The 22,069-nt window shown below is 56.9% G+C and carries 18 protein-coding genes; 1 reads left to right on the top strand and 17 read right to left on the bottom strand.

The features are described from left to right. The first annotated feature begins 356 nt into the window (after nt 1-356). On the top strand, nt 357-1,910 hold the full coding sequence (gene ppx, locus E0L35_RS12110; RefSeq protein ID WP_022520182.1) for an exopolyphosphatase: 1,554 nt from the start codon (nt 357-359) through the stop codon (nt 1,908-1,910). Here the strand turns inward: ppx and tilS are convergent. The 17 genes from tilS to tsf form a co-directional block, all read right to left on the bottom strand. Beyond that, nucleotides 1,885-3,183, bottom strand: coding sequence for a tRNA lysidine(34) synthetase TilS (tilS, locus tag E0L35_RS12105; protein WP_138800402.1), 1,299 nt, complete (start codon nt 3,181-3,183; stop codon nt 1,885-1,887). The two genes, ppx and tilS, sit on opposite strands and share 26 nt — an antisense overlap. Continuing rightward, a complete protein-coding gene (accA, locus tag E0L35_RS12100; RefSeq protein WP_022520184.1) occupies nt 3,164-4,120 on the bottom strand; it encodes an acetyl-CoA carboxylase carboxyl transferase subunit alpha in 957 nt (318 codons plus the stop codon). The genes tilS and accA overlap by 20 nt, the downstream gene beginning before the upstream one ends. 283 nt (nt 4,121-4,403) lie before the next feature. Continuing rightward, nucleotides 4,404-7,916 (bottom strand): DNA polymerase III subunit alpha, encoded by a 3,513-nt coding sequence (gene dnaE / locus E0L35_RS12095; protein ID WP_138800401.1) that lies wholly within the window; start codon nt 7,914-7,916, stop codon nt 4,404-4,406. A 37-nt stretch (nt 7,917-7,953) separates the two neighbouring features. Then, complete coding sequence (gene rnhB / locus E0L35_RS12090; protein ID WP_027957771.1) at nt 7,954-8,586, bottom strand: ribonuclease HII; 633 nt, start codon at nt 8,584-8,586, stop codon at nt 7,954-7,956. Continuing rightward, nucleotides 8,576-9,748: a lipid-A-disaccharide synthase gene (lpxB, locus tag E0L35_RS12085; RefSeq protein WP_039860640.1), complete on the bottom strand. Its 1,173-nt coding sequence runs from the start codon at nt 9,746-9,748 to the stop codon at nt 8,576-8,578. The genes rnhB and lpxB overlap by 11 nt, the downstream gene beginning before the upstream one ends. Nucleotides 9,749-9,765: 17 nt before the next feature. Then, complete coding sequence (gene lpxA, locus E0L35_RS12080; protein WP_138800400.1) at nt 9,766-10,533, bottom strand: acyl-ACP--UDP-N-acetylglucosamine O-acyltransferase; 768 nt, start codon at nt 10,531-10,533, stop codon at nt 9,766-9,768. Then, entirely contained in the window at nt 10,530-10,973 is a 444-nt protein-coding gene (gene fabZ / locus E0L35_RS12075; RefSeq protein ID WP_022520189.1) for a 3-hydroxyacyl-ACP dehydratase FabZ, read from the bottom strand. Before fabZ ends, lpxA begins: the two co-directional genes overlap by 4 nt. A 147-nt stretch (nt 10,974-11,120) precedes the next feature. Continuing rightward, complete coding sequence (gene lpxD, locus E0L35_RS12070) at nt 11,121-12,155, bottom strand: UDP-3-O-(3-hydroxymyristoyl)glucosamine N-acyltransferase (RefSeq protein WP_009288490.1); 1,035 nt, start codon at nt 12,153-12,155, stop codon at nt 11,121-11,123. 53 nt (nt 12,156-12,208) lie between these two features. Next, nucleotides 12,209-12,709, bottom strand: coding sequence for an OmpH family outer membrane protein (locus E0L35_RS12065; protein WP_027957768.1), 501 nt, complete (start codon nt 12,707-12,709; stop codon nt 12,209-12,211). 74 nt (nt 12,710-12,783) lie between these two features. Next, nucleotides 12,784-15,114: an outer membrane protein assembly factor BamA gene (gene bamA / locus E0L35_RS12060; RefSeq protein WP_027957767.1), complete on the bottom strand. Its 2,331-nt coding sequence runs from the start codon at nt 15,112-15,114 to the stop codon at nt 12,784-12,786. Nucleotides 15,115-15,235: 121 nt separating this feature from the next. After that, nucleotides 15,236-16,594 carry an RIP metalloprotease RseP gene (gene rseP, locus E0L35_RS12055; protein ID WP_022520191.1) on the bottom strand — a complete coding sequence of 453 codons (1,359 nt, stop codon included), beginning with the start codon at nt 16,592-16,594 and terminating at the stop codon, nt 15,236-15,238. Nucleotides 16,595-16,649: 55 nt separating this feature from the next. Then, the gene (gene ispC, locus E0L35_RS12050) at nt 16,650-17,840 is read right to left on the bottom strand and encodes a 1-deoxy-D-xylulose-5-phosphate reductoisomerase (RefSeq protein WP_022520192.1); all 1,191 of its coding nucleotides are present in this window, start codon (nt 17,838-17,840) and stop codon (nt 16,650-16,652) included. After that, nucleotides 17,837-18,667: a phosphatidate cytidylyltransferase gene (locus E0L35_RS12045; protein ID WP_009288631.1), complete on the bottom strand. Its 831-nt coding sequence runs from the start codon at nt 18,665-18,667 to the stop codon at nt 17,837-17,839. The genes ispC and E0L35_RS12045 overlap by 4 nt, the downstream gene beginning before the upstream one ends. Then, complete coding sequence (gene uppS / locus E0L35_RS12040) at nt 18,660-19,448, bottom strand: polyprenyl diphosphate synthase (RefSeq protein WP_022520193.1); 789 nt, start codon at nt 19,446-19,448, stop codon at nt 18,660-18,662. The genes E0L35_RS12045 and uppS overlap by 8 nt, the downstream gene beginning before the upstream one ends. A gap of 93 nt (nt 19,449-19,541) precedes the next feature. After that, on the bottom strand, nt 19,542-20,099 hold the full coding sequence (frr, locus tag E0L35_RS12035) for a ribosome recycling factor (protein ID WP_009288629.1): 558 nt from the start codon (nt 20,097-20,099) through the stop codon (nt 19,542-19,544). 4 nt (nt 20,100-20,103) lie between these two features. Next, on the bottom strand, nt 20,104-20,877 hold the full coding sequence (gene pyrH, locus E0L35_RS12030) for a UMP kinase (protein WP_007111718.1): 774 nt from the start codon (nt 20,875-20,877) through the stop codon (nt 20,104-20,106). Nucleotides 20,878-21,036: 159 nt separating this feature from the next. Then, a complete protein-coding gene (gene tsf, locus E0L35_RS12025; RefSeq protein WP_009288628.1) occupies nt 21,037-21,906 on the bottom strand; it encodes a translation elongation factor Ts in 870 nt (289 codons plus the stop codon). Nucleotides 21,907-22,069: the final 163 nt, after the last annotated feature.

Below are 22,069 nucleotides of genomic sequence, written 5' to 3'. Positions count from 1 at the left end.
AAGACTCAACTCGAGGGTGCTAACACTTGTTTAATCTGGCTACCCCAGGAAAGTGGTTGAACCAGTGGGCTATCTGACGACTTGGAATTCTGGCTGACGCTAACGGGATAAACAGTGAATAACGTCTGGGGCGACCAAGGTGCCGTACTTGCACGACGCATGCAAGATGATTTATCTAAACAGCGACTCATCTCAGCTGCGCAGTACTTGTGGACACGCTAACTAACCAGGTCAGATCAGGCCAGTAGCTCGATGGTAGTCAAGCGCCGCGACAAACGCAAGCCTTTAGGTGTCTAGCAATTGACAATAGATAAAGGTCGCCGCAACCTTGGCACAGCCAACACGAAGGAAAGCTCATGCCCAAGGACATTTCGCTCCCCATTGCCACCGCTCCCGCTGAGGTAGACAGCGGTGCGCCGCAGCGCTTCGCCGCTATAGACCTGGGTTCCAACAGCTTTCATCTACTGGTGGCCAATTACCAGCATGAACGCCTCCAGGTGGTGGCCCGATTGGGCGAAAAGGTGCAGCTCGCCGCGGGTTTAGACGATGATGGCCTGCTCAGCGAAGAGTCAATGCAGCGCGCACTAGACTGCCTGGGCCGCTTCGCGCCGTTTTTAAGCGATATCACCAACGCCAATTTGCGCATTGTCGGCACTAATGCGCTACGCGATGCCGATAATAGCCAAACATTTATCGAACGCGCCGAAGCACAATTAGGCCACGCCATCGAAATTATCGCCGGCCGCGAAGAGGCTCGGCTGATTTATTTAGGCGCCGCCCACGCGCTGGCCGAAAATGGCCGCCGATTAATCGTCGATATTGGCGGCGGCTCGACCGAATTCATTATTGGTGAAGCTTTTGAGCCCAAAGCGCTGGAGAGCCTGCGCATGGGCTGCGTGACATTTTCCCGACGCTTCTTCTCCGACGGCGAGTTGAACGAAAAACGTATGCGCCGCGCCGAGCTCGCCGCTCTTTCAGAGCTCGCCAACATTCAGCGCCCCTATCAACGCCTGGGCTGGGACGACCCAGTCGGCTCCAGCGGCACGATCAAGGCCGCCGCCAGCGTGTTGCATGCCTATGGCGATACGCCCCACGAGGGTGTTATCACTCGCGCCGGTTTAAAGAAGCTGCGCGAACGGCTGCTGAAGTGCAAGCAACTGGATAAAGTCGCGCTGGAGGGCCTCAAGGCTGACCGTGCCAAAGTTTTCCCGGCGGGGATTGCCATTCTTGGGGCGATTTTTGAAGCCTTTGATTTAACCCAAATGCGTTTTGCCGATGGGGCGCTGCGTGAAGGCGTGCTCTACGATATGGCCGGGCGCAATACCGCCGAAGACTCGCGCTCGAAAAGCCTGGAGTCGCTACAGCGCACTTACGATGTTGATACCCGCCAAGGGCTTAACGTCGCCGACACTGCCGAGCGGCTGTTTCAGCAGGTACGCCATGCGTGGTCGCTAAACCTTGACCAAGGGCGCTATTTGCAGTGGGCTAGCCACGTGCATGAAATCGGCCTGGCGATCTCTCACAGCCAGTTTCATCGCCACGGCGCCTACCTGCTGGAGCATTCGGATCTCGCGGGTTTTTCACGCCCTGAACAGCGCCAACTGGCGTTTTTAGTGCGCGCGCACCGGCGTAAATTTCCGCTCAAGGAGTGGCAGGCCCTGCCGGAAGCGCAACAGGAGACGACCCAGAAGCTCGCCCGACTGCTGCGTTTAGCCGTTTTGCTCAACCATTCCCGCCCGGAAACCGCGCCCTCGCTACCGGAAATAAGCGCTGACAGCGATAGCTTGACGATCACGCTGCCTGCCAGCGATGAACCCACCCTGCTGAGTACCGACCTGGAACAGGAGCAGGCGTTTATGGAAGCCGCCGGTTTTAAGCTGATCGTTAAGCAGGCGAAGTCAGACGTGTAAAGCAAACGCCCTCTGCCTGCCATAACAGCTGAGCAGGGGGACAAACCACCCCGATACACGCCTCACCCTGCATGATAACCACCAGCCGCTGGCGCTCCCAGGGCGGCATATCCGCCTCTTGTAGCAACCGCTTTAGGTCGCGCCGCCCTCGTTTAGGCAGTTGAATAACCTCCCCACCTTGTCGCCAGGTCGCTCTCAGCGGTTGAGACGGCTCTTGTAATGAGGCCACCTGCCACCCTAGCGGCCCGATAGGCGTTTCCAGTGGCGTTTGACCATCCCAGCTAACCTCCCACGACGATAACGCTTCAAAAGGCACCATCAGATAGAGCCGCTGGCGCCATAGGCGCGCCTGAGCACCCGGCCACTCAACGCACACCGCGGCACCCGCCTTGGCATTCAATTGATCCAGCAGGCTCTCTAAACGCTTCTGGGGCGGTGTTGGCAAGCCTTGCTGTTGGCAAAGAGTACGCACCAGCAGCCGCTGGCGGGGACGGGAGCGCTGACTAAGTGCGCTCGCATCTATCTGCCCTTCTCCGGTGACGAGCTCGTTTAGCTCGGCTGCTAAATACTCGCTAAGCACCGCATCTGCGTCACCGGCGTTGGTTGCGCTATTGGCTAAAGCAGCGACGGCTGTGGGCCAGCGCTCGCGCAATGCTGGCAATATTCGATGGCGCAGGCGGTTGCGATCAAAGCGAATATCTTGATTGGTGGGATCTTCGCACCAGCGCAACTCAAGCAGCCCAGCCGCAGCTTCAAGTTCAGCTCGGTGCACGGAGAGCCAGGGACGCACCAAGGTGGTACTTTGGGCCTCCCGGCGATAGGGCATACCGGCCAGGCCGCGTAGCCCGCTGCCGCGCAGAGCGGCGAGCAGAAAGGTTTCCGCCTGATCATCCTGGTGCTGGGCCAGCCAGAGCGTATCGCCAGTGGGAATGGTGGCCAAAAAAGCCTCATAGCGGGCGTTGCGAGCGGCGCCTTCGATGCCTTCACCTTGTGCATCTACCGTCACATTGACCACGGTCAGCGGCACGTTCAAACGCACACACATATCCCGGCAGTGCGCCTCGAACGTCTGCGCTGCTGCCTGTAGGCCGTGGTTAATGTGGATAGCCCGCAAATGGCGGTCTGCTTGTTCGCAGGCCCGTGCGGCTAACGCGAGCAGCAGGCAGGAGTCCAAACCACCTGAGAGTGCCACCCAAATAGAGCGCCCCGGCGGGGTTTCCGCCAGGGCGTCGTTGAGCAAGCGTTGCAGCGTATTAAGCGGCTGGGGCGCCATAGCTCATTAAACGCTTGTAGCGACGCTCCAGCAGCGCGTCAGTGTCCATTGACTGCAGACGCCCCAAGCTCGCGGTAAGCGCCTCTTTGACCCGCTCAGCAGTGGTTAGCGGGTGACGGTGGGAACCACCGAGCGGCTCTTTGATCAGCGAATCGACGAAACCCAGCTCTTTCAGTCGCTCGGCGGTAATGCCCATAGCCTGAGCGGCGTCAGAGGCTTTTTCAGCGCTTTTCCATAAGATCGATGCGCAGCCTTCCGGTGAGATCACCGAGTAGGTCGAATACTGCAGCATTTGCAGTTCGTCGCAGACGCCAATTGCCAGCGCGCCACCGGAGCCGCCCTCGCCCACCACGGTGGAGATAATCGGTGTTTTCAGCCGCGACATAACGGCCAGGTTATAGGCGATGGCCTCTGACTGACCGCGCTCTTCGGCGTCGATACCGGGATAGGCGCCGGGGGTATCGATAAAGGTCAGGATCGGCATTTTAAAGCGCTCGGCCATCTCCATCAGACGGCACGCTTTGCGGTAGCCTTCTGGGCGCGGCATACCGAAGTTGCGGCGCACTTTCTCTTTTACATCGCGGCCTTTTTGATGGCCAATCACCATCACTGGTGCATCATTCAACCGCGCAATGCCACCTACCAGCGCGGCATCATCGGCGAAGTTGCGATCACCGTGCAGCTCGTCAAAGTCGGTGAAGATGTGTTCGAGGTAGTCCAACGTGTAGGGACGCTGAGGGTGCCGTGATAGCTGGGAAACCTGCCAGGGAGTCAAATCCTTGAAGATCGATTCCGTCAGCTTGCGGCTCTTCTCTTCCAGCCGAGCGATCTCGTCGGAAAGGTTGACTTGGCTATCGGAGCTGACTAGACGCAGCTCCTCAATTTTTGCCTGAAGTTCGGCAATCGGCTGTTCAAAATCGAGATAATTAGGATTCATCGGCTCTGCCTGTAAGCTGCCTGTCAAAAACAAGCCTGATCAAAATAAGTATTATCGCACCCTGACCCTGCCACGCAAGGTGGGCTCACTTATGCACAGAGTGCAATCTCACGAGGGCAGGTCTCCGCGAGGGCGCTGTGAACCCATCCTTGGGCGCTACTTTCGCCATCTGACCGCCATGGATGGCGGAAATGCCGGAATTGTCAGGAACATTTTCCGGCCCTGGCCGAAAGACCCTCGCTTCAACCTGCCCTCTTCCGATAGTTTAGTGACGTATCGTCAGCTATCGATAGCGTAGCTGTACGCCTGTCTGACCCTGGACATCCTGCAGCGCCAGCAGTAAGTCGTCGCTCGGTGCGACTTTCCACTCATCGGCAAGTTCCAGCCAAGCCACTGCCGCTGGGTGGCGGTACTGCAGGCGCACCGGCAACCCCTCTTGATCGCGATACGGCGTCAGGCTGTCGCGCAGGGTTTCAATTAAGCGGCCATTGATCTGCCCCGCGTCCAATGCCAGTTCCACGGCTTGGCCGTAGCGAATGCGCGCCGTCACCATTGGTGTAACGTCTTTACCGCGTAGGCGCAGGCCACCAGAGTATTCGTCGCTGGAGACTTCGCCCTCAACGATGAGTACCTGATCAGCCTCAATCTGACCGCGTAGTTGCTCGAATAGCTCCCCAAACAGCGAAGCTTCAATACGCCCGGTGCGGTCATCCAGGGTGATAAACGCCATGGTATCACCACGCTTTGACTTCATGGTGCGCACGCCGACCACTAGCCCAGCAACGCGCTGGGGGTCGCGAGAAGGTTTTAAATCGCTGATCCGCGTGGAGACAAAACGTTTTAGCTCCCGCTCGTACTCGTCGATCGGGTGCCCTGTCAGGTAAAGCCCCAGGGTATCTTTCTCCCCTGAGAGCCGTTCGCGATCGGTCCACTCACGGGCGTTGATGTATTCGGCGTAAACGTTGCTGTCACCGTCACTTTCATCGGCCGCGGCGAACGCATCACCAAACATATCCAGCATGCCCAGATTCTGATTGGCGTGGTTTTGGGCAGCGGCTTTTAGCGCGTCCTCCATCGCTGCGAACAGCACCGCACGATTGGGGCCTAGGGTATCCAGCGCGCCGGAGCGAATCAGCGCCTCCAGGGTGCGCTTATTCATCCGCTTGGGATCAATGCGGCGGCAGAAATCGAAGATATCTTTAAAGGGGCCATCTGCCTCGCGGGCTTCGACAATGGCGCCAATGGGCCCTTCGCCCACGCCGCGAATTGCGCCTAGCCCATAGACCACACGCGCATCGGTATCGACGGTGAACTTGTAACCACCGACGTTGACGTTCGGCGGCGTTACGGTGAGCTTGAGGTTCCGACACTCCTCAATCAGCGGCACCACTTTATCCAGGTTGTCCATTTCCGTGGACATAACGGCGGCCATAAAGGGCCCCGGATAGTGGGCTTTCAGCCACGCAGTTTGGTAAGACACCAGCGCGTAGGCAGCCGAGTGAGACTTGTTAAAGCCGTAACCGGCGAATTTCTCTACCAGGTCAAAGATGTTACCGGCCAGGTCTTTATCGATACCGTTGGCGGCACACCCCTCCATAAAGCCGTCACGCTGCTTGGCCATCTCTTCGGGCTTTTTCTTACCCATGGCACGGCGCAGCATATCGGCCTGGCCGAGGCTGTAGCCTGCCATTACCTGAGCGATCTGCATGACCTGCTCTTGGTAGAGGATGATGCCGTAGGTGGGCGCCAAGACAGGTTTCAACAGCTCGTGCTGGTAATCCGGGTGTGGATAAGAGACTTCGGCCCGGCCGTGCTTACGGTTGATAAAGTCGTCGACCATGCCCGACTGCAGTGGGCCGGGGCGGAACAGTGCCACCAGGGCGATCATATCGTCCAGGGAGTCAGGCAGCAGGCGCTTGATCAGCTCCTTCATGCCGCGGGATTCGAGCTGGAAGACCGCCGTGGTTTCAGCGCGCTTGAGCATCTCGAAGGTTGGCGCGTCGTCCAGCGGGATGCTGTCGATGTTGAGCGGATCCTGGCCGTTAACGCTGCGCACCTTGTCGACCATCTCTAGTGCCCAGTCGATAATCGTCAGCGTCCGCAGGCCCAGGAAGTCGAACTTGACCAGCCCCGCCTCTTCAATATCGTTTTTATCGAACTGTACCACCAAGCCGGAGCCATCTTCATCGCAGAGCAGCGGTGAGAAATCGGTCAGTTTGGTGGGGGCGATGACCACGCCACCGGCGTGCTTGCCGGTGCCCCGGGTGGTGCCCTCAAGCTTGAGCGCCATTTCCCAGATCTCTTCGGCCTCTTCATCGTTGCCGATAAACTCTTTGAGCGCGGGTTCCTGCTCAATCGCCTTGGCCAGGGTCATGCCTACTTCAAAGGGAATCAGCTTGGAGAGCTTATCCCCCAGCGAGTACGGACGGCCTTGGGCACGGGCGACGTCGCGCACCACGGCCTTCGCCGCCATGGTGCCAAAAGTAACAATCTGGGAGACCGCATTGCGCCCGTAGCGCTCGGCTACGTACTCGATCACCTTGTCGCGTTTTTCCATGCAGAAGTCGACGTCAAAGTCGGGCATGGAGACACGTTCGGGGTTAAGAAAGCGCTCGAACAGCAGGTCGTAGCCAATCGGGTCTAAGTCAGTGATCTTTTGCGCGTAGGCCACTAGCGAACCAGCACCGGAACCACGCCCCGGGCCTACCGGTACGCGGTTGTCCTTGGCCCACTGGATGAAGTCCATCACGATCAGGAAGTAGCCAGGGAACCCCATCTGGATAATAACGTTGAGCTCGAACTCCAGCCGGTCGCGGTAGCGCTGGTCGATCGCCTGGTACTCTTCGCTGTCGCGGGGGTAGCGTTCAGCGGGAAACAAAAAATCCAACCGCTCGGTTAAACCGTCATGGGATACTTTGCGGAAGAACTCATCCTGGGTCATCCCTTCGGGAATGCCGAACTCGGGCAGGAAAATCTCGCCCAGGCGCACATCCACGCTGCAGCGCTCGGCGATCATCACGCTGTTTTCCAGCGCTTCGGGGATATCGGCAAACAGCGCCGCCATCTCGTCGGGGCTTTTTAAGTACTGCTCTTCAGTGTAGCGGCGTTCGCGGCGTGGGTCGTCCAGCGCTTTACCTTCACCGATGGCGACGCGGGTCTCGTGGGCCCAATAATCTTCGCGCTCAAGAAAGCGCACGTCATTGGTCGCCACCACTGGCGTGCCTGTTTCAATGGCCAGCTTGACGCTGGCGTGAACGCAGGCCTCTTCCAGCGGGCGCCCGGTGCGAATCAACTCTAGATAAAAGCGCTCGGGAAAGGCCGCCTGCCACTCTTCGAGCAGCACCCGCGCATCCTGTTCGTGATCAGATAGCAGGTGGCGGCCAATCTCACCCTCCCGCGCGCCGGAAAGCGCAATCAAGCCTTCGCTCTGCTCCAGCACCCACTGTTTATCGAGAATGGCGCGCCCCTGCCGTTGACCATGCGTCCAACCTTTCGAGATCAACTCGGTCAGGTTGCGATAGCCAATATCGTTCATCGCCAGCAGCGTTAGCCGGTAAGGGTGGGACTCGTCATGGGGATTATGGAGCCATAAGTCGCTGCCAATAATCGGCTTCAACCCCGCCCCCTGGGCGGCTTTGTAGAACTTCACCAGGCCGAACAGGTTGGTTTCATCGGTCAAGGCCAGCGCTGGCATCGCCCGTTCAGCCGTGGTGCTAACCAGCGACTTTAGCTTCACTAAGCCATCGACCAGGGAATATTCACTGTGCAAACGTAAATGAACGAACGGAACCGTCATGAGACTCTCAGCAAAACGCTAGGTGAAGAAAAATACGTTAAAGCAGCGCCAACTGACGCTGCACAGGCGCGAAGCTACGACGATGTTCGGCCAGTGGCCCGTGAGCTGCAAGCGCCGTCAGGTGCTCTTTGGTCGGGTAGCCTTTATGGCGCGCAAAACCATACTCAGGATAGCACTCATCCAAGGCGACCATCTGCGCATCGCGAGCGACCTTGGCCAAAATCGACGCCGCGGCAATCGCACAGTGGCGTGAATCGCCCTTTACCACGGCCTGGCCAGGCAACAGATGGCCAGGTAATTTGTTGCCATCCACGAGTAGATATTCCGCCGCCGGTGCCAGCGCATCAATGGCTCGACGCATGGCCAAGTGGGTGGCGTGGTAAATATTCAGCGCATCCACTTCTGCTGCGCTGGCTTCTGCCACGGCAAAGGCCAGCGCCCGCTCGCGAATTTGTGTATCCAGTGCTTCACGCCTGCGCGCCGTCAACTTTTTAGAGTCGGTAAGACCGTCAATCGGCTGAGCGGGGTCGAGAATCACCGCCGCGGCCACCACGCTGCCGATCAGCGGCCCTCGGCCTACTTCATCGACCCCCGCCAGCCGCTCGCCGCTGTAGGCAATTTCCAGCGTTGGAAAATCCTTGTGCTCGATCAACCAGTGCTCAATGGCCATCAACACTCTCCAGCGGCTGACCCGCGGCCAACAGGTTAATCGCCTCGGCGGCGCGACGGCTGGCGTTACGCTGGAGCGTAGCGTGCATCTCGGCAAAGCGTGTTTCCAAGGCATGTCGACTTGCCTCGTCGGCCAACATAGCGCTGAGCTGCTCGGCAATCGCCTCTGGAGAGGCGGCGTCTTGAATCAGCTCGGGCACCAGCGTCTCCTGGGCAATCAAATTGGGCAGAGATACCCACTGGGTTTTCACCATTCGCTTAGCCAGCCAGTGGGTGGCTGGGGCCATTTTGTAGGCCACTAGCATGGTGCGGTGACACAGCATGGCTTCCAGCGCGGCGGTACCCGAGGCCAGCAGCACCACATCGCTCGCCACCATGGCTTCGCGGGCCTGACCATCCAAAAGCGCAGTACGCTCCACCAACAGCGGGTAACTAGCCAGCAGTGCGCTGATTTCCCGGCGGCGATCAGCGGTGGCTGCAGGAATCACCACTTGCAGCGTGGGGTGGCGCTGGCAGAGCTGTTCGGCAGCGTTAAGAAAGGTGTCACCCAAAAAGCGAATTTCATTGGCCCGGGAGCCGGGCAGCAGCGCTAACACCTGGCTATCCGGCGCCAGCTTCAGCGCCTGACGGGTGGCAATACGGTCATTTTCCAGCGGCATTTCGTCGGCCAGAGGGTGACCCACAAAGGCAACGGGAACACGGTGTTTGCGATAGAAGGCGGCTTCAAAAGGCAGCAGTGTCAGCATGCCGTCCACCGATTTAGCGATGCCTTTTACCCGCCCCTGGCGCCACGCCCATACGGAAGGGCTTACGTAATGGGCAGTAGTAATACCCGCTTCGCGGAGCTGGCGTTCCAGGCCTAAATTGAAGTCAGGCGCATCGATGCCGAGCATAATATCCGGCTGCCAGGCCAGCGCTTCGGCTTTCAGCGTACGCCGCACGCGGATCAGTTCGGGGAGGTGCTTAAGCACCTCAACCAACCCCATCACCGCGAGGGTCTCTAAAGGGAAGCGGCTCTCCATGCCCTCTGCCTGCATGCGCGGCCCGCCGATGCCACGAAACTCGACGCCGGGGTGGCGCGCTTTAAGTTCACGCATCAGCCCAGCGCCAAGGATATCGCCGGAGAGTTCCCCAGCCACGAGATAGACACGTTGCAGGGTCATAAAATGATTAGCATGGGTTAACGGGTGATGCCGCGGGTAGAACGCTCAATGGAGGCGGCGAAATGCTCGATTTCGGGCAAATCAAAGCGGCTACGCATTTCGACAAGCGCCTGCTCTGTAGTCAGTCCCTGGCGATAGACCATTTTATAGGCGGTGGTTAAGGCGCTAATTGCTTCGCGGCTAAAGCCGCGGCGCTTTAAGCCCACCAGGTTGAGGCCACGCGCTTCGGCAGGGTTGCCATTAATCATGATATAGGCGGGTGTGTCCTTGGTGATAATCGAGCCACCACCGGCCATGGCGTGATCGCCAAAGTGACAGAACTGATGTACTGCCGCCAACCCACCCAGAATAGCATGATCACCGACGGTGACATGGCCCGCCAAGGTAACCTGATTGGCTAAAATGCAGTCGTTACCAATCACGCAGTCATGGCCGACATGCACGTAGGCCATAAACAGGTTGCGCGAACCAATGGTGGTTTCGCTGCGATCCTGAACGGTGCCTCGATGAATCGTGGCGCCTTCACGGACCACATTATCGTCGCCCATCACTAACCGCGTGGGTTCGCCTGCGTATTTTTTGTCCTGACAGTCTTCACCTACCGAGGCAAACTGAAAGATACGCGTACGTTCGCCTAGCGAGGTGGGGCCTTTAACCACCACATGAGGGCCTATCACGGAGCCCGCGCCGATCGTGACGTCGGGGCCAATGATGCTAAAGGGGCCAACCTCAACGTCGTCGGCAAGGCGCGCCGCCGGGTCGACCAGTGCAGTCGGATGTATCAAGCCACCTTCCTCTCGGCACAAATAATTTCTGCTTCGCAGGCCAGCTCACCGTCAACCGTGGCACGGCATGCAAATTTCCAGATACCCCGTTTACCTCTAATCACGTCGGCCTCTAAGGTGAGCTTGTCGCCCGGCATTACCGGGCGTTTAAAGCGCACTTTATCGCTGCCCACGAGATAGTACACATAACCATCGGCAGGCAGTTTATTGACCGTTTTAAAACCGAGAATGCCGCATACCTGGGCCAGGGCTTCAATCACCAGTACGCCGGGCATAATCGGGTGATGCGGAAAGTGGCCGTTAAAAAATGGCTCATTAATGCTGACATTTTTGTACGCAACGATGGATTCGCCGGTGGTTAATTGCGTTACTCGATCCACCAGCAAAAAGGGGTAACGGTGGGGCAAGTACTCGCGAATTTCATTGATATCCATAACCATCGTAGCGACCTCTAAAATAACAAAAACCTGCAGCTCCTGAAGAGTGTCAGGCAAATACCAGCACGTGCACTGGTTAAAAGGCTGTGGATTATACCCCGCTGTTATCTAGTCTCAAACCAGCAGCGGGTAAAAGTCATGCAGCCGTTACTATTCACGTTGCTTTTTTTCCAATCGAGCCAGGCGCTTAGCGATGTCATCAAGCTGTTTAAAACGCACCGCGTTTTTACGCCACTGGGCATTAGCCATGGCGCCAGTACCGGATGAGTAGACCCCCGGTTCATGGATTGAGTTCGTGACAAGGCTCATACCTGTCACCTGAACGCCGTCGCAAATGGTTAGGTGACCGGATAAACCGACCCCACCACCCAGCATGCAGTGCTTACCGACCTTGGTCGAACCAGCAATGCCCACACAGCCTGCTAAGGCGCTGTGGTCACCGATAATGACGTTATGGGCGATTTGTACCTGACTATCAATTTTGACGTCATCACCAATCACCGTATCTCCCAAAGCGCCACGATCGATGCTGGAGCAACTGCCTACTTCAACGTCGTCGCCAAGCACTACGCCCCCCAATTGGGCGATTTTATGCCAGCCAGCGCCATCGTGGGCAAACCCGAAGCCGTCGCCGCCAATCACACAGCCGCTTTGCAAGATGCCCCGTTTACCGATAACCACGCCATGGCAGAGGGTGACATTGGCGTGCAGACGCGTTGCTTCGCCGATAATTGTATCGGCTCCCACCACGCTGCCCGCCCCAATGACCACACGGTCGCCCAGCACCACGCCTGATTCAATCACTGCATGAGCTTGAATGCAGACATCGGCGCCTAGCTGAGCATCTTCCGCCACGACGGCGGTGGGGTGAATACCGACGATATCGCGGGCAGGCAGTGGGTCAAACAACTGCGATAGCTTGGCATAGCCCAAGTAAGGGTTATCGATTTCCAGACGCGCTACCGGGCAGTGCTTGCCATGCTCAGGGTGCAGCAATACCGCGGCCGCCTTGGTCGTCGCCAAATCTTTCAGGTAGGCACGATTGGCCAGAAAAGCCACTTGATCCGGCTGCGCTTCTTTTAGCGTCGCCAAGCCGCGTATCGGCTGCTGGGCATTACCGCTGACGGCAATGCCCAATTGGCGCGCAATGTCTGCGAGGGTAAAGTGATGAGAAGCGTGCGTCATGGGAGCCCAGGGAAGCGTTGGTGTGGCCTGACCACACCAATTAGCGTTTAAATTTAGTTCAAGGTATCAAAAATCTGGGTGACTTCATCGGTCACATTGGGCAGATCCACACCTGAGTGCAGTACGCCCTGGGGTTCAACCAGCACATCAATACCATGGCGTTCCAGCACTTCTGCTACCGCTTGTTCCAGCTTAGGCTCGGCGCCTTCTAAAAACTGCTGCTCGGAACGCTGCTGTGCCTGCATTACTTCCTGGCGAAGCTGTTCAAAACGGCTGCCTTTCTGCTGAAGCTCGCTAATCAGCGACTCCCGCTGGGACTGAGCCATCGTTTCGCCTTCGTTCTGCAAACGCTGCTGAAGCTGCTGCAACTCATTACCCAGGTTTTGCGCTTCACGCTGCTGATTGCCAATTTGCCCTTCCAGAGTACTCATTGACGCCTGTGCGGACTGGGTATTCATCAATGCTGCTCGCCAATCCAACACTGCTACTTCTGCAGCGTGAGCGGGCAAAATCATCGCGCCCAACAGGCATACCACCGCTGTCAGTTTACGCATCATGTTATCTCCTTAGGTCACGCTAGCGCGCGCCACCATGGCACGCGGTCTAGCAAAATTAGAACGTTTGCCCTTTAGAACGTTTGTCCTAATGAGAACTGGAAGAACTGAGTGTCGTCACCGCTCTTATCGTTCAATGGCTCAGCAATGCTAAAGGTCAGCGGGCCTACCGGTGTCAGCCAAGAGAGGCCAATACCGGCGCTGTAGCGCAAATCGCCTAGATCAACGCCGGAGTTACACTGCTGACGCCCTGCGTCTTCTGCAAGCACATCGTAGCAAGAGGTCAGGAAGGTATTACCGCCATCCAAAAATAGCGATGTTTGCAGCGCGCGCTGATCTTCAACAAAGGGCAGCGGGAAAATGATCTCGGCGCTACCTTCTACTGAAACGTTACCGCCCAGCGTGCGGTCACGGCCGCCTTCGGTTGCTGGCGTGGTGCGCTGCCCAAGCGTATTCGACGTGAAGCCACGCACCGAGCCAAGACCACCCGCGTAGAAGTTTTCATAGAAGGGGAAGGGATCGTTGCCGCCCAGCGTATCGGCATAGCCGACATTGCCGGTAAATTTGAACGCCCAGGACTCGTCATCGTTAATCGGGAAGAGCTGTTGAGCACGGGCGCGCAGCTTGTAGTACTCCGAATCACTGCCCGGCACGCCGGTTTCCAGCGACAGTCGCTGATAGTTACCATCGGTCGGCATAATACCGCGGTTGAGGTTGTTGCGTGTCCAACTAGCGGTCAGCTTCAGGCTTTGCGCATCTTCGCCCTGATCTTCCACATAGCGACGAATTTCTGAGGCCGTGTCGAAGTAGGTTTTCACCGTTAGGTCTTCAACGCTGGCACCGAAGTTAAGACGCGACAGTTCGCTTACGGGGTAACCAAAGTTGATACCGGCACCATAGGCATCCGTCGAGAACGTCGAAATATCCGAATCGGCGTAATCTGTTTCGCGGTAAAAAACATTGTAGCCGCGAGAAATGCCATCCAACGTCCAGTAGGGATCAGTGAAGCCAAAGTTCACACTGGTAAAGGTGTCGCTGCGCTGAGCCCCTACATTGACCCGGTTACCCGTACCCAAGAAGTTATTTTGTGACAAGCCGACACCGTAAATAACCCCGGCACTCTGGGAGAAACCAACGCTGGCAGAGACCGACCCCGAGGGCTGCTCTTCGACATTATAAGTAACGTCGAGTAAATCCGGCTCACCAGGTACAGGCTGGGTATCCACTTCTACTTGGCTAAAAAAGCCCAGGCGTTCAAGGCGCTGACGCGATTGTGTAATGGCTTCGGTGGAAGCGGGTGCGCCCTCCAACTGAATCATTTCACGCCGCAGTACTTCATCCTGAGTAGTCGTATTACCGTAGAACTCGATACGACGCACGTAGGCGCGTTCACCGGGATTGACAGCAATCACCAGATCGACCGTTTCACCGTCCCCTGCCATTTCAGGCACGCCTTGAATATCAGCAAAGGCGAAGCCTTCGGCACCCAAACGCTGGCGCAGGGCTTCGGTGGAGGCATTCACATCGCCGCGGGAGAAAATCTCTCCCTCTTTAACGGTGAGTAACTGGCGAGCTTCGTTTTCGCTGATCTGTAGATCACCCGCGAAACGAATATCACCTACCCGGTACTGGGCGCCTTCATCGACGTTTAGTGTAATAAAGATTTCGGATTTTTCCGGACCAATCGACACCTGAGTCGAGGTGACATCGAAGTTGACGTAGCCACGATCTAGGTAGAACGAGCGCAGCCGCTCAATATCACCGGAAAGCGCTTCACGGGAGTACTCGTCGCTAGAGAACCAGCCGAAAAAGCGTCCTGGCCGATCATTTAACTCAAACACGCCACGCAGCGTTTCATCATCAAAGGCTTCGTTACCAACGATATTGATTTGGCGAATCTTGGCCACTTCGCCTTCGTTGATATTGATATTGACCTGTACCCGGCCCTCATCAACCTCTTCCACTTCGGTATCGATGCTGGCGCTGTAGCGACCTTGAGACTGGTAGACGCCTTCCAGCTCGCGCTGTATCTCTTCCAGCGTAGAGAGCTCCAGTACCTGACCTTCCGAGAGCCCCGATTCACGCAAACCATTGCGCAAGTCCTCTTCGGAGATCTGATCGTTGCCGCTGATCTGTAGCCGCGCAATAGTCGGACGCTCGACGACCTGAATAACCAGTACATCGCCTTCGCGTGCCAGGGAGACATCGTCAAATAGCCCTGTGGCAAATAAGTCACGGGCAGCAGCAGCTAATTGCTCTTCGCTGACGCGCTCATTGGCACTCACCGGAAATGCATTGAAGACCGAGGCGGCGGATACCCGCTGCAGTCCTTCCACTCGAATGTCTGAAACATCAAAGGATTGTGCTTGGGCGCCGCTGGCGCCTGCCAGCAAGAGTGCCGCCATTCCAAGGGTCTTGATTTTCATGCAGTCAATTCGCTCGCGTTGGTCTGCCTATCATTCCAGAAAGGCACCATATACATTTGTGCAGGCAGATGACAAGGCATCCTGCGCGCTACACGCGTCATTACCACAGGCGCATCAGATCAAAATAGAGGGCCATCAACATCAGGGTGCCGACCATGGCAAGCCCAATGCGCAGTCCTACGGCTTGGGTTCTTTCGGATACTGGCCGTCCACGCACGACCTCCATAAAATAATAGAGCAAGTGGCCACCATCGAGCACCGGGATAGGTAGTAAGTTTAGTACCCCAAGGCTGATAGAAAGATACGCTAGAAAGCCAATAAACGCTTCCATCCCTGCACGGGCCGAATCACCAGAGATCTGTGCAATGGTGATTGGCCCGGACAAATTGGAAGGCGAGATAAGCCCGACAAACATTTTGCGTATGGCATCTAAGGTTAAGAGCGTCATCTCTCCAGTGCGCGAAACAGCCTGGCCTACCGCTTCGATAGGGCCGTAACGGATTTCACGCTGAAACGCTGCTGGCCACTCGACCTGCTCGGCGCCTGCACCGATATAACCAATTTCAACCCCAGTGTCCAAGCGGTTACGCCCGGGGGTTAAATCAACACTCGACTGCTCGCCATTACGTTCATAGGTGAGCTGCAGCGTTTCACCTGGATTACCTCGCACCATATTAACGAAGTGCATCCAATCATCCACTGGTTCGCCATTAATCGCCACCATCCTATCGCCCGCCTCAAGGCCTGCTTGCTCGGCGGCCTCTCCGCTCACTACTTGGCCTAAAACGGCCGGAAATTCCGGCTGCCAAGGAGTAATACCCAGCGATTGCAGCGGCTGTGGCGGATCTTGGCGAACCAAATAATCAGTCACCGATAAGCCAAAACGTTGAGGGTCGCTCGCGCCTTCGGGGCGGGCGTCTATATCCAGCTCACCGCTGAAACCAATAATCGATACCAGTTTGAGGTTAACATCTTCCCAAGAGCGCATCTCATCGCCCTGAATGGCGACAATTTCATCGCCATTGGCAAGTCCGGCTTCGGCGGCGGGCGAGTCAGGCGCAACGCTACCTACCATTGGCGACACCACCGTGGTACCCGCCACGAACAGTGCCCAGTAAGCCACAATCGCTAACAAGAAGTTGGCGATTGGCCCTGCCGCCACAATCGCAATGCGCTGCCACACGGTTTTGCGGTTAAATGCCTGATCAAGCTGCTCTTCCGGAACCGGCGCCTCACGCTCATCGAGCATTTTGACATAGCCACCCAGCGGAATGGCGGCTATCGCGAACTCGGTGCCGTGGCGGTCAACCCGCGACCATAGCGGCTTACCAAAGCCTACAGAAAACCGTAGCACTTTGACCCCACAGCGCCTCGCCACCCAAAAATGGCCAAACTCGTGGAAGGTCACTAACAGGCCCAACACCACAATGACCGCTAAAATATTCTGTATAAGGCCCACACTGAACTCCTTAATGCCCCGCTCTAACGACCAGCCCAGCGAATGCTTAAGCGTATCATTTTGTTACCAGTTCCAGCGCCTGCTGTCGCGCCCACTGATCCGTTGCTAATACGCTATCAAGGCTATCAACACGGCCTTGATAGGGGCGCGACAAGACGTCGGCGACCAGTTGCCCAATGGCTGTAAAGCCGATTCGACGCTGTAGGAATGCTTCAACTGCAACCTCATTGGCAGCGTTGAGCACAACGGGTGCCATGCCACCTTGCCGCATCGCTTCACGGGCAAGCCCTAAACAGGGGAAGCGAGTTTCATCGGGGGCTTCAAAATCAAGCCGCGCCACCTGAAAAAGATCCAGTGTCTCAACCCCGGCATCAATGCGCTCCGGCCACGCTAGCCCGTAGGCGATGGGGATGCGCATATCAGGATTACCCAACTGTGCAATCACCGAACCATCTTGATACGCCGCCATGGAGTGAATCACGCTTTGAGGGTGCACCACCACCTGGATTTGTTCGGGCGTGGCATCAAACAGCCAGCAGGCTTCAATAAGCTCTAGCCCTTTATTCATCAGTGTGGCGCTATCCACCGATATTTTACGTCCCATTGACCAGTTCGGGTGAGCGCAGGCCTGTTCGGGAGTGACATTATTGATTTCCGCCTGGCTCCAGGTACGAAACGGCCCGCCAGAGGCCGTTAGCAGCAGTTGACGAACGCCGTGCTTGGCAAGTCCGCCGCGGTGCTCCGCAGGTAGACACTGGTAAATGGCATTATGTTCGGAATCAATCGGTAGTAATGTTGCGCCAGAGCGGGAAACGGCCTCCATAAACAGCGCGCCGCTCATCACCAGCGCCTCCTTATTGGCCAGTAACACGCGCTTGCCTGCTTCCGCAGCGGCTAGGGCAGGCAGTAAGCCCGCCGAGCCGACAATGGCCGCCATTACGCAGTCGACGCTGGCGTCCCGGGCAACATCGCACAGCGCCTCTGGGCCTGCGCTCACGTCAGTTGACTGCCCAGCCCGCTTAAGCTCTTGGCGCAGCCAAGCGGCATCGGCCTCATTATCCAACACGGCGACCGCAGGGCGATGCGCCAAGCACTGCGCTAGCAGAGCCTCTTTTGAGGTGTGCGCGGTCAGGGCATGCACGCAATAGCGGTCTGGGTGGCGACTAATCACATCCAGCGTGCTAGTGCCCACAGAGCCTGTCGAGCCAAGCACGGTCACACGTTGCCTATTAGCGAGTTGGCTCATAGCGGCGGCACCCGAGCAAACACCTCAACCAGTACTTCCACATAGAACAGTGCAAACAGCGGTATCGCCGCGGTGAGGCTATCAATGCGATCCAGCACACCGCCATGGCCGGGCAGCAACTGGCTCGAATCTTTGATATTACGATGGCGCTTGAGCATGCTTTCCAGTAGATCCCCTAGCACAGAGGCCAAAGTGACCACGGCGGTGATGAGTATCAGGGTAATTCCACCCACCAGGCCCAGCGGCAACCACAGCGCAAAGAGAATAGCCAGAATAGTGGTCGCCGCTAAGCCGCCGTATACGCCCTCCCATGATTTGCCAGGGCTCACGTGGGGAGCCAATTTGCGCTTGCCCCAGTGTCGCCCCACAAAGTAGGCGCCGATATCCGCGCACCAAACCAGCAGCAGCACAAACAGCAGCCAAGCCATACCGATGTCACGCAGAACGTTAAAGCCCACCCAGCAGGGCAATAGCACCCACAGGCCCATCGCCAGGCGCCGCACGGTGGACTGCCACTGCTCACCCGCCGCAGGGTAGCGGGTTACCCAGTAGAGATTCACCAGCCAACCGGCAGCAGAGAACCAAAGCGGCCATATTGAGGTGGCGGCTCCGGCCAGCCACATGACCAGCATCAACACCGCCATCACGGCCACTAGCTGAGCACGCTGTGCCGTACGGGTAACGCCCGCCAGATTGGCCCACTCCCAAGTGGCGAGTAGCACCATCAACGCCGTAAATAGCGCAAAAGCGCCGCCGTCTAAACCAAACAGGCCAGCCAGCACCAGGGGTGCTAGCCAGGCTGCGGTGATAATCCGCTGTTTAAGCACCCTGCGCCTCTATTTGTTCGTCCGTCATGCCAAAGCGACGACGGCGCTGGCAGAAGTCGTTTAATGCTGCATCAAACGCATCCGCACCGAAATCGGGCCATAGCAGCGGGGAAAAGTGCAGCTCAGCATAGGCCAACTGCCAAAGCATAAAGTTGGATAGCCGCTGCTCACCACTGGTACGTATACACAGATCCACCGGCGGCACGTCATCAGTCCCCATTGCAGTGTCGAAGCACGCTTCATCGATTTGCTCAGGCGATAACTCCCCAGCCGCCACCTGCTCGGCTAAGGTGCGCGCCGCCCGTGCGATATCCCACTGCCCCCCATAGTTGGCGGCAATCACCAGATGCATCCCTGTATTGTCCGCGGTTAACGCTTCAGCACGCTGAATATGCTTTTGGATGGCGTGGGAAAAACCCCGCTGTTCGCCAATGATCGAGAGGCGCACATTACGCTCATTGAGCTTTTTGACTTCACGCTTAAGCGCCATCAAAAACAGCTCCATCAAGGCGTTGACCTCTGCGGCCGGACGCTTCCAGTTTTCGCTGGAGAAAGCAAACAGGCTGAGGGTTTGCACCTCGCGCTCGGCGGCTCGCTGAATCACCGCACGAACGGTTTCCACCCCAGCCCGGTGCCCACGCACCCCCGAAAGCCCGCGCGCGCGCGCCCAGCGGTTATTGCCATCCATAATGATGGCAACGTGAGACGGCGGGGCCTCCCCGGCCAGAGAAGACGCGCTGGCGTCGTCCGGCTGTTTTTCAGGAAGCTGCGGTGACGTCATGGATTCTCGCACCAAAGGTCAGTCATAAAAAAACCAGCCAGAGTGTGGCAAAACGGGCAGCCAAAGCTGCCCGCGGCTGAATAAAGCACAGGTTTATACCTGCATGAGATCCTGCTCTTTTGCAGTCAGCGCTTTATCGATCTCAGCAATATACTTGTCGGTCAGCTTTTGAATCGCATCTTCGCCTTCACGCTGATCGTCTTCGGTAATCTCTTTATCTTTTAACAACGACTTGAAATCACCGTTAGCATCACGACGTACGTTACGCACGGCAACGCGAGCGTTTTCAGCTTCGCTACGCGCCTGCTTGATATAACCTTTGCGGGTCTCTTCGGTGAGCATCGGCATTGGCACACGGATCACGTTGCCTGCACTGGCCGGGTTCAAGCCAAGATCAGAGGTCATGATGGCCTTTTCGATCTTCTGCACCATGCCCTGCTCCCACGGCGCAATCGTCAGCGTGCGAGCGTCCTCAACGTTGACCGATGCCACTTGGCTAAGCGGTACCTGGCTGCCGTAATAGTCCACGGTAACGGCGTCTAAAATGCTCGGGTGAGCACGACCGGTACGAATTTTATTGAAGTTGCTATGCAGCGCCTCAACGCTTTTTTGCATGCGCGAATCGGCATCTTTCTTAATATCGTTGATCACGTCATTACCCTCTGTATATCAGCGTGCCTTCCTTGCCCCCTACGACCATATTCAGTAGGGCGCCAGGCTTATTCATATCAAATACCCGCACCGGCATATTATGGTCACGTACCAGGCAGATAGCGGTCAAATCCATAACGCCCAATTTTTGATCCAGGGCGTCGTCGTAAGAGAGCTGGTCGTACTTCACCGCATCCGGATGTTTTACCGGGTCTTTATTGTAGACGCCATCGACTTTGGTCGCCTTGATCACTACGTCGGCGTCCACCTCAATGCCGCGCAAACAAGCTGCAGAATCGGTGGTGAAGAAGGGGTTGCCTGTGCCTGCAGAGAACAGCACTACGTCCCCGGAGGTTAAGTAGCGAATGGCCGTGCGACGGTCGTAGTGCTCTACAACGCCGCTCATTGGGATAGCCGACATCACGCGCGAGCGGATATTGGAGCGCTCTAGCGCATCACGCATTGCCAGCGCATTCATTACGGTCGCCAGCATGCCCATATGGTCACCGGTGACGCGATCCATGCCAGCCTCATTGAGCGCCGCACCGCGAAACAAGTTACCACCGCCAATCACGATGCCTACCTGTACCCCAATACCGACGAGCTGGCCGATCTCCAACGCCATCCGGTCAAGCACTTTAGGGTCAATACCAAAATCGTGTTCACCCATCAGCGCTTCGCCAGAAAGCTTGAGCAAAATACGTTTGTATTTTGACTTCGAACCCTCAGCCTTGCTGGGTGCTACATGGGGGGTAGGTTCTTGAACATCACGCGACATGGCATCTCTCCTGAGGCAGACCTGTAAACAGGCAGGCGGGGCAGCCCCGCTGTATAAACCCGTTATCAGGGTCGGCTAACTAACACCGGTTATACAGGGGCCGGATACGCGAAGGCGTGCGCTCACGCGCACGCCATCTTTTTTCTGAAACCTCTGACCTCAGCGACGGCCAGCCTGTTCCATAACTTCTTTAGCGAAGTCGACTTCTTCTTTCTCGATACCTTCACCAACTTCAAAGCGTGTGAAGCTTACCACTTCGCCGCCTGCGGCTTTCACGTACTCAGCCACAGTCTGGTTCGGGTCTTTAACAAACGGCTGCTCGGTCAGGCTGTTTTCTGCCAAGTACTTTTTCAAGCGGCCCTGAACCATTTTCTCTGCGATCTGCTCCGGCTTACCGGCCATATCCGGCTGCGCCAGAATAATCGCTTTTTCCTGATCCAACTGCTCTTGGGGCATATCGGCAGGATGCGCAACCGCAGGGTTGATCGCCGCCACGTGCATTGCAACGTCTTTCGCGACTTGCGAATTGCCGCCTGTTAGCACGGTCAGAACGCCAATGCGGCCACCGTGGACGTACTCGCCTACCAGACCACCGTCAACAGCGTTCACTACGATGGCACGACGCACACCGATATTCTCACCGATTTTCTGAACCAACTGCTCGCGGGCAGTTTCCAGTTCGCCAGCCATAACGGCGGCAACATCTTCGCTTTTCGCGGTGAAGAAAGCACCGGCGATTTTGTCAGCAAACGCGATGAAGTTGTCATCACGAGCAACAAAGTCGGTCTCGGAGTTGATTTCAACCATTACGCCGTAGCTGCCGTCTTCCGCTACACGCGTAACCACTACACCTTCTGCGGCGATACGATCGGCTTTCTTCGCTGCTTTTAGGCCGGAGCTTTTGCGCAGGTTTTCAATCGCAACTTCGATATCACCGTCGGCTTCGGTGAGTGCTTTTTTACACTCCATCATGCCGAGACCGGTACGTTCGCGAAGTTCCTTGACCTGAGAGGCGCTGATAGCTGCCATGAGAATTCACCTCTGAAATGGTTCTATGAGAGTTAGACGCAACACAGAGTATAGGCATGATAAATGACCATCATGTATCACGCTGCCCTATGTCTCTCTGTATTGCGGGGCCGGTATTGAGTGCCGGCAAATTCGTCCGCTCAGACAGTTCATCTGTAGCGGG

Origin of the sequence: Halomonas sp. ATBC28 (assembly GCF_005937175.1) — a bacterium.
Lineage (GTDB): Bacteria > Pseudomonadota > Gammaproteobacteria > Pseudomonadales > Halomonadaceae > Vreelandella > Vreelandella titanicae.
The sequence above is the reverse complement of the archived record's forward strand: the minus strand, read 5'-3'. Positions and strand labels throughout refer to the sequence as shown.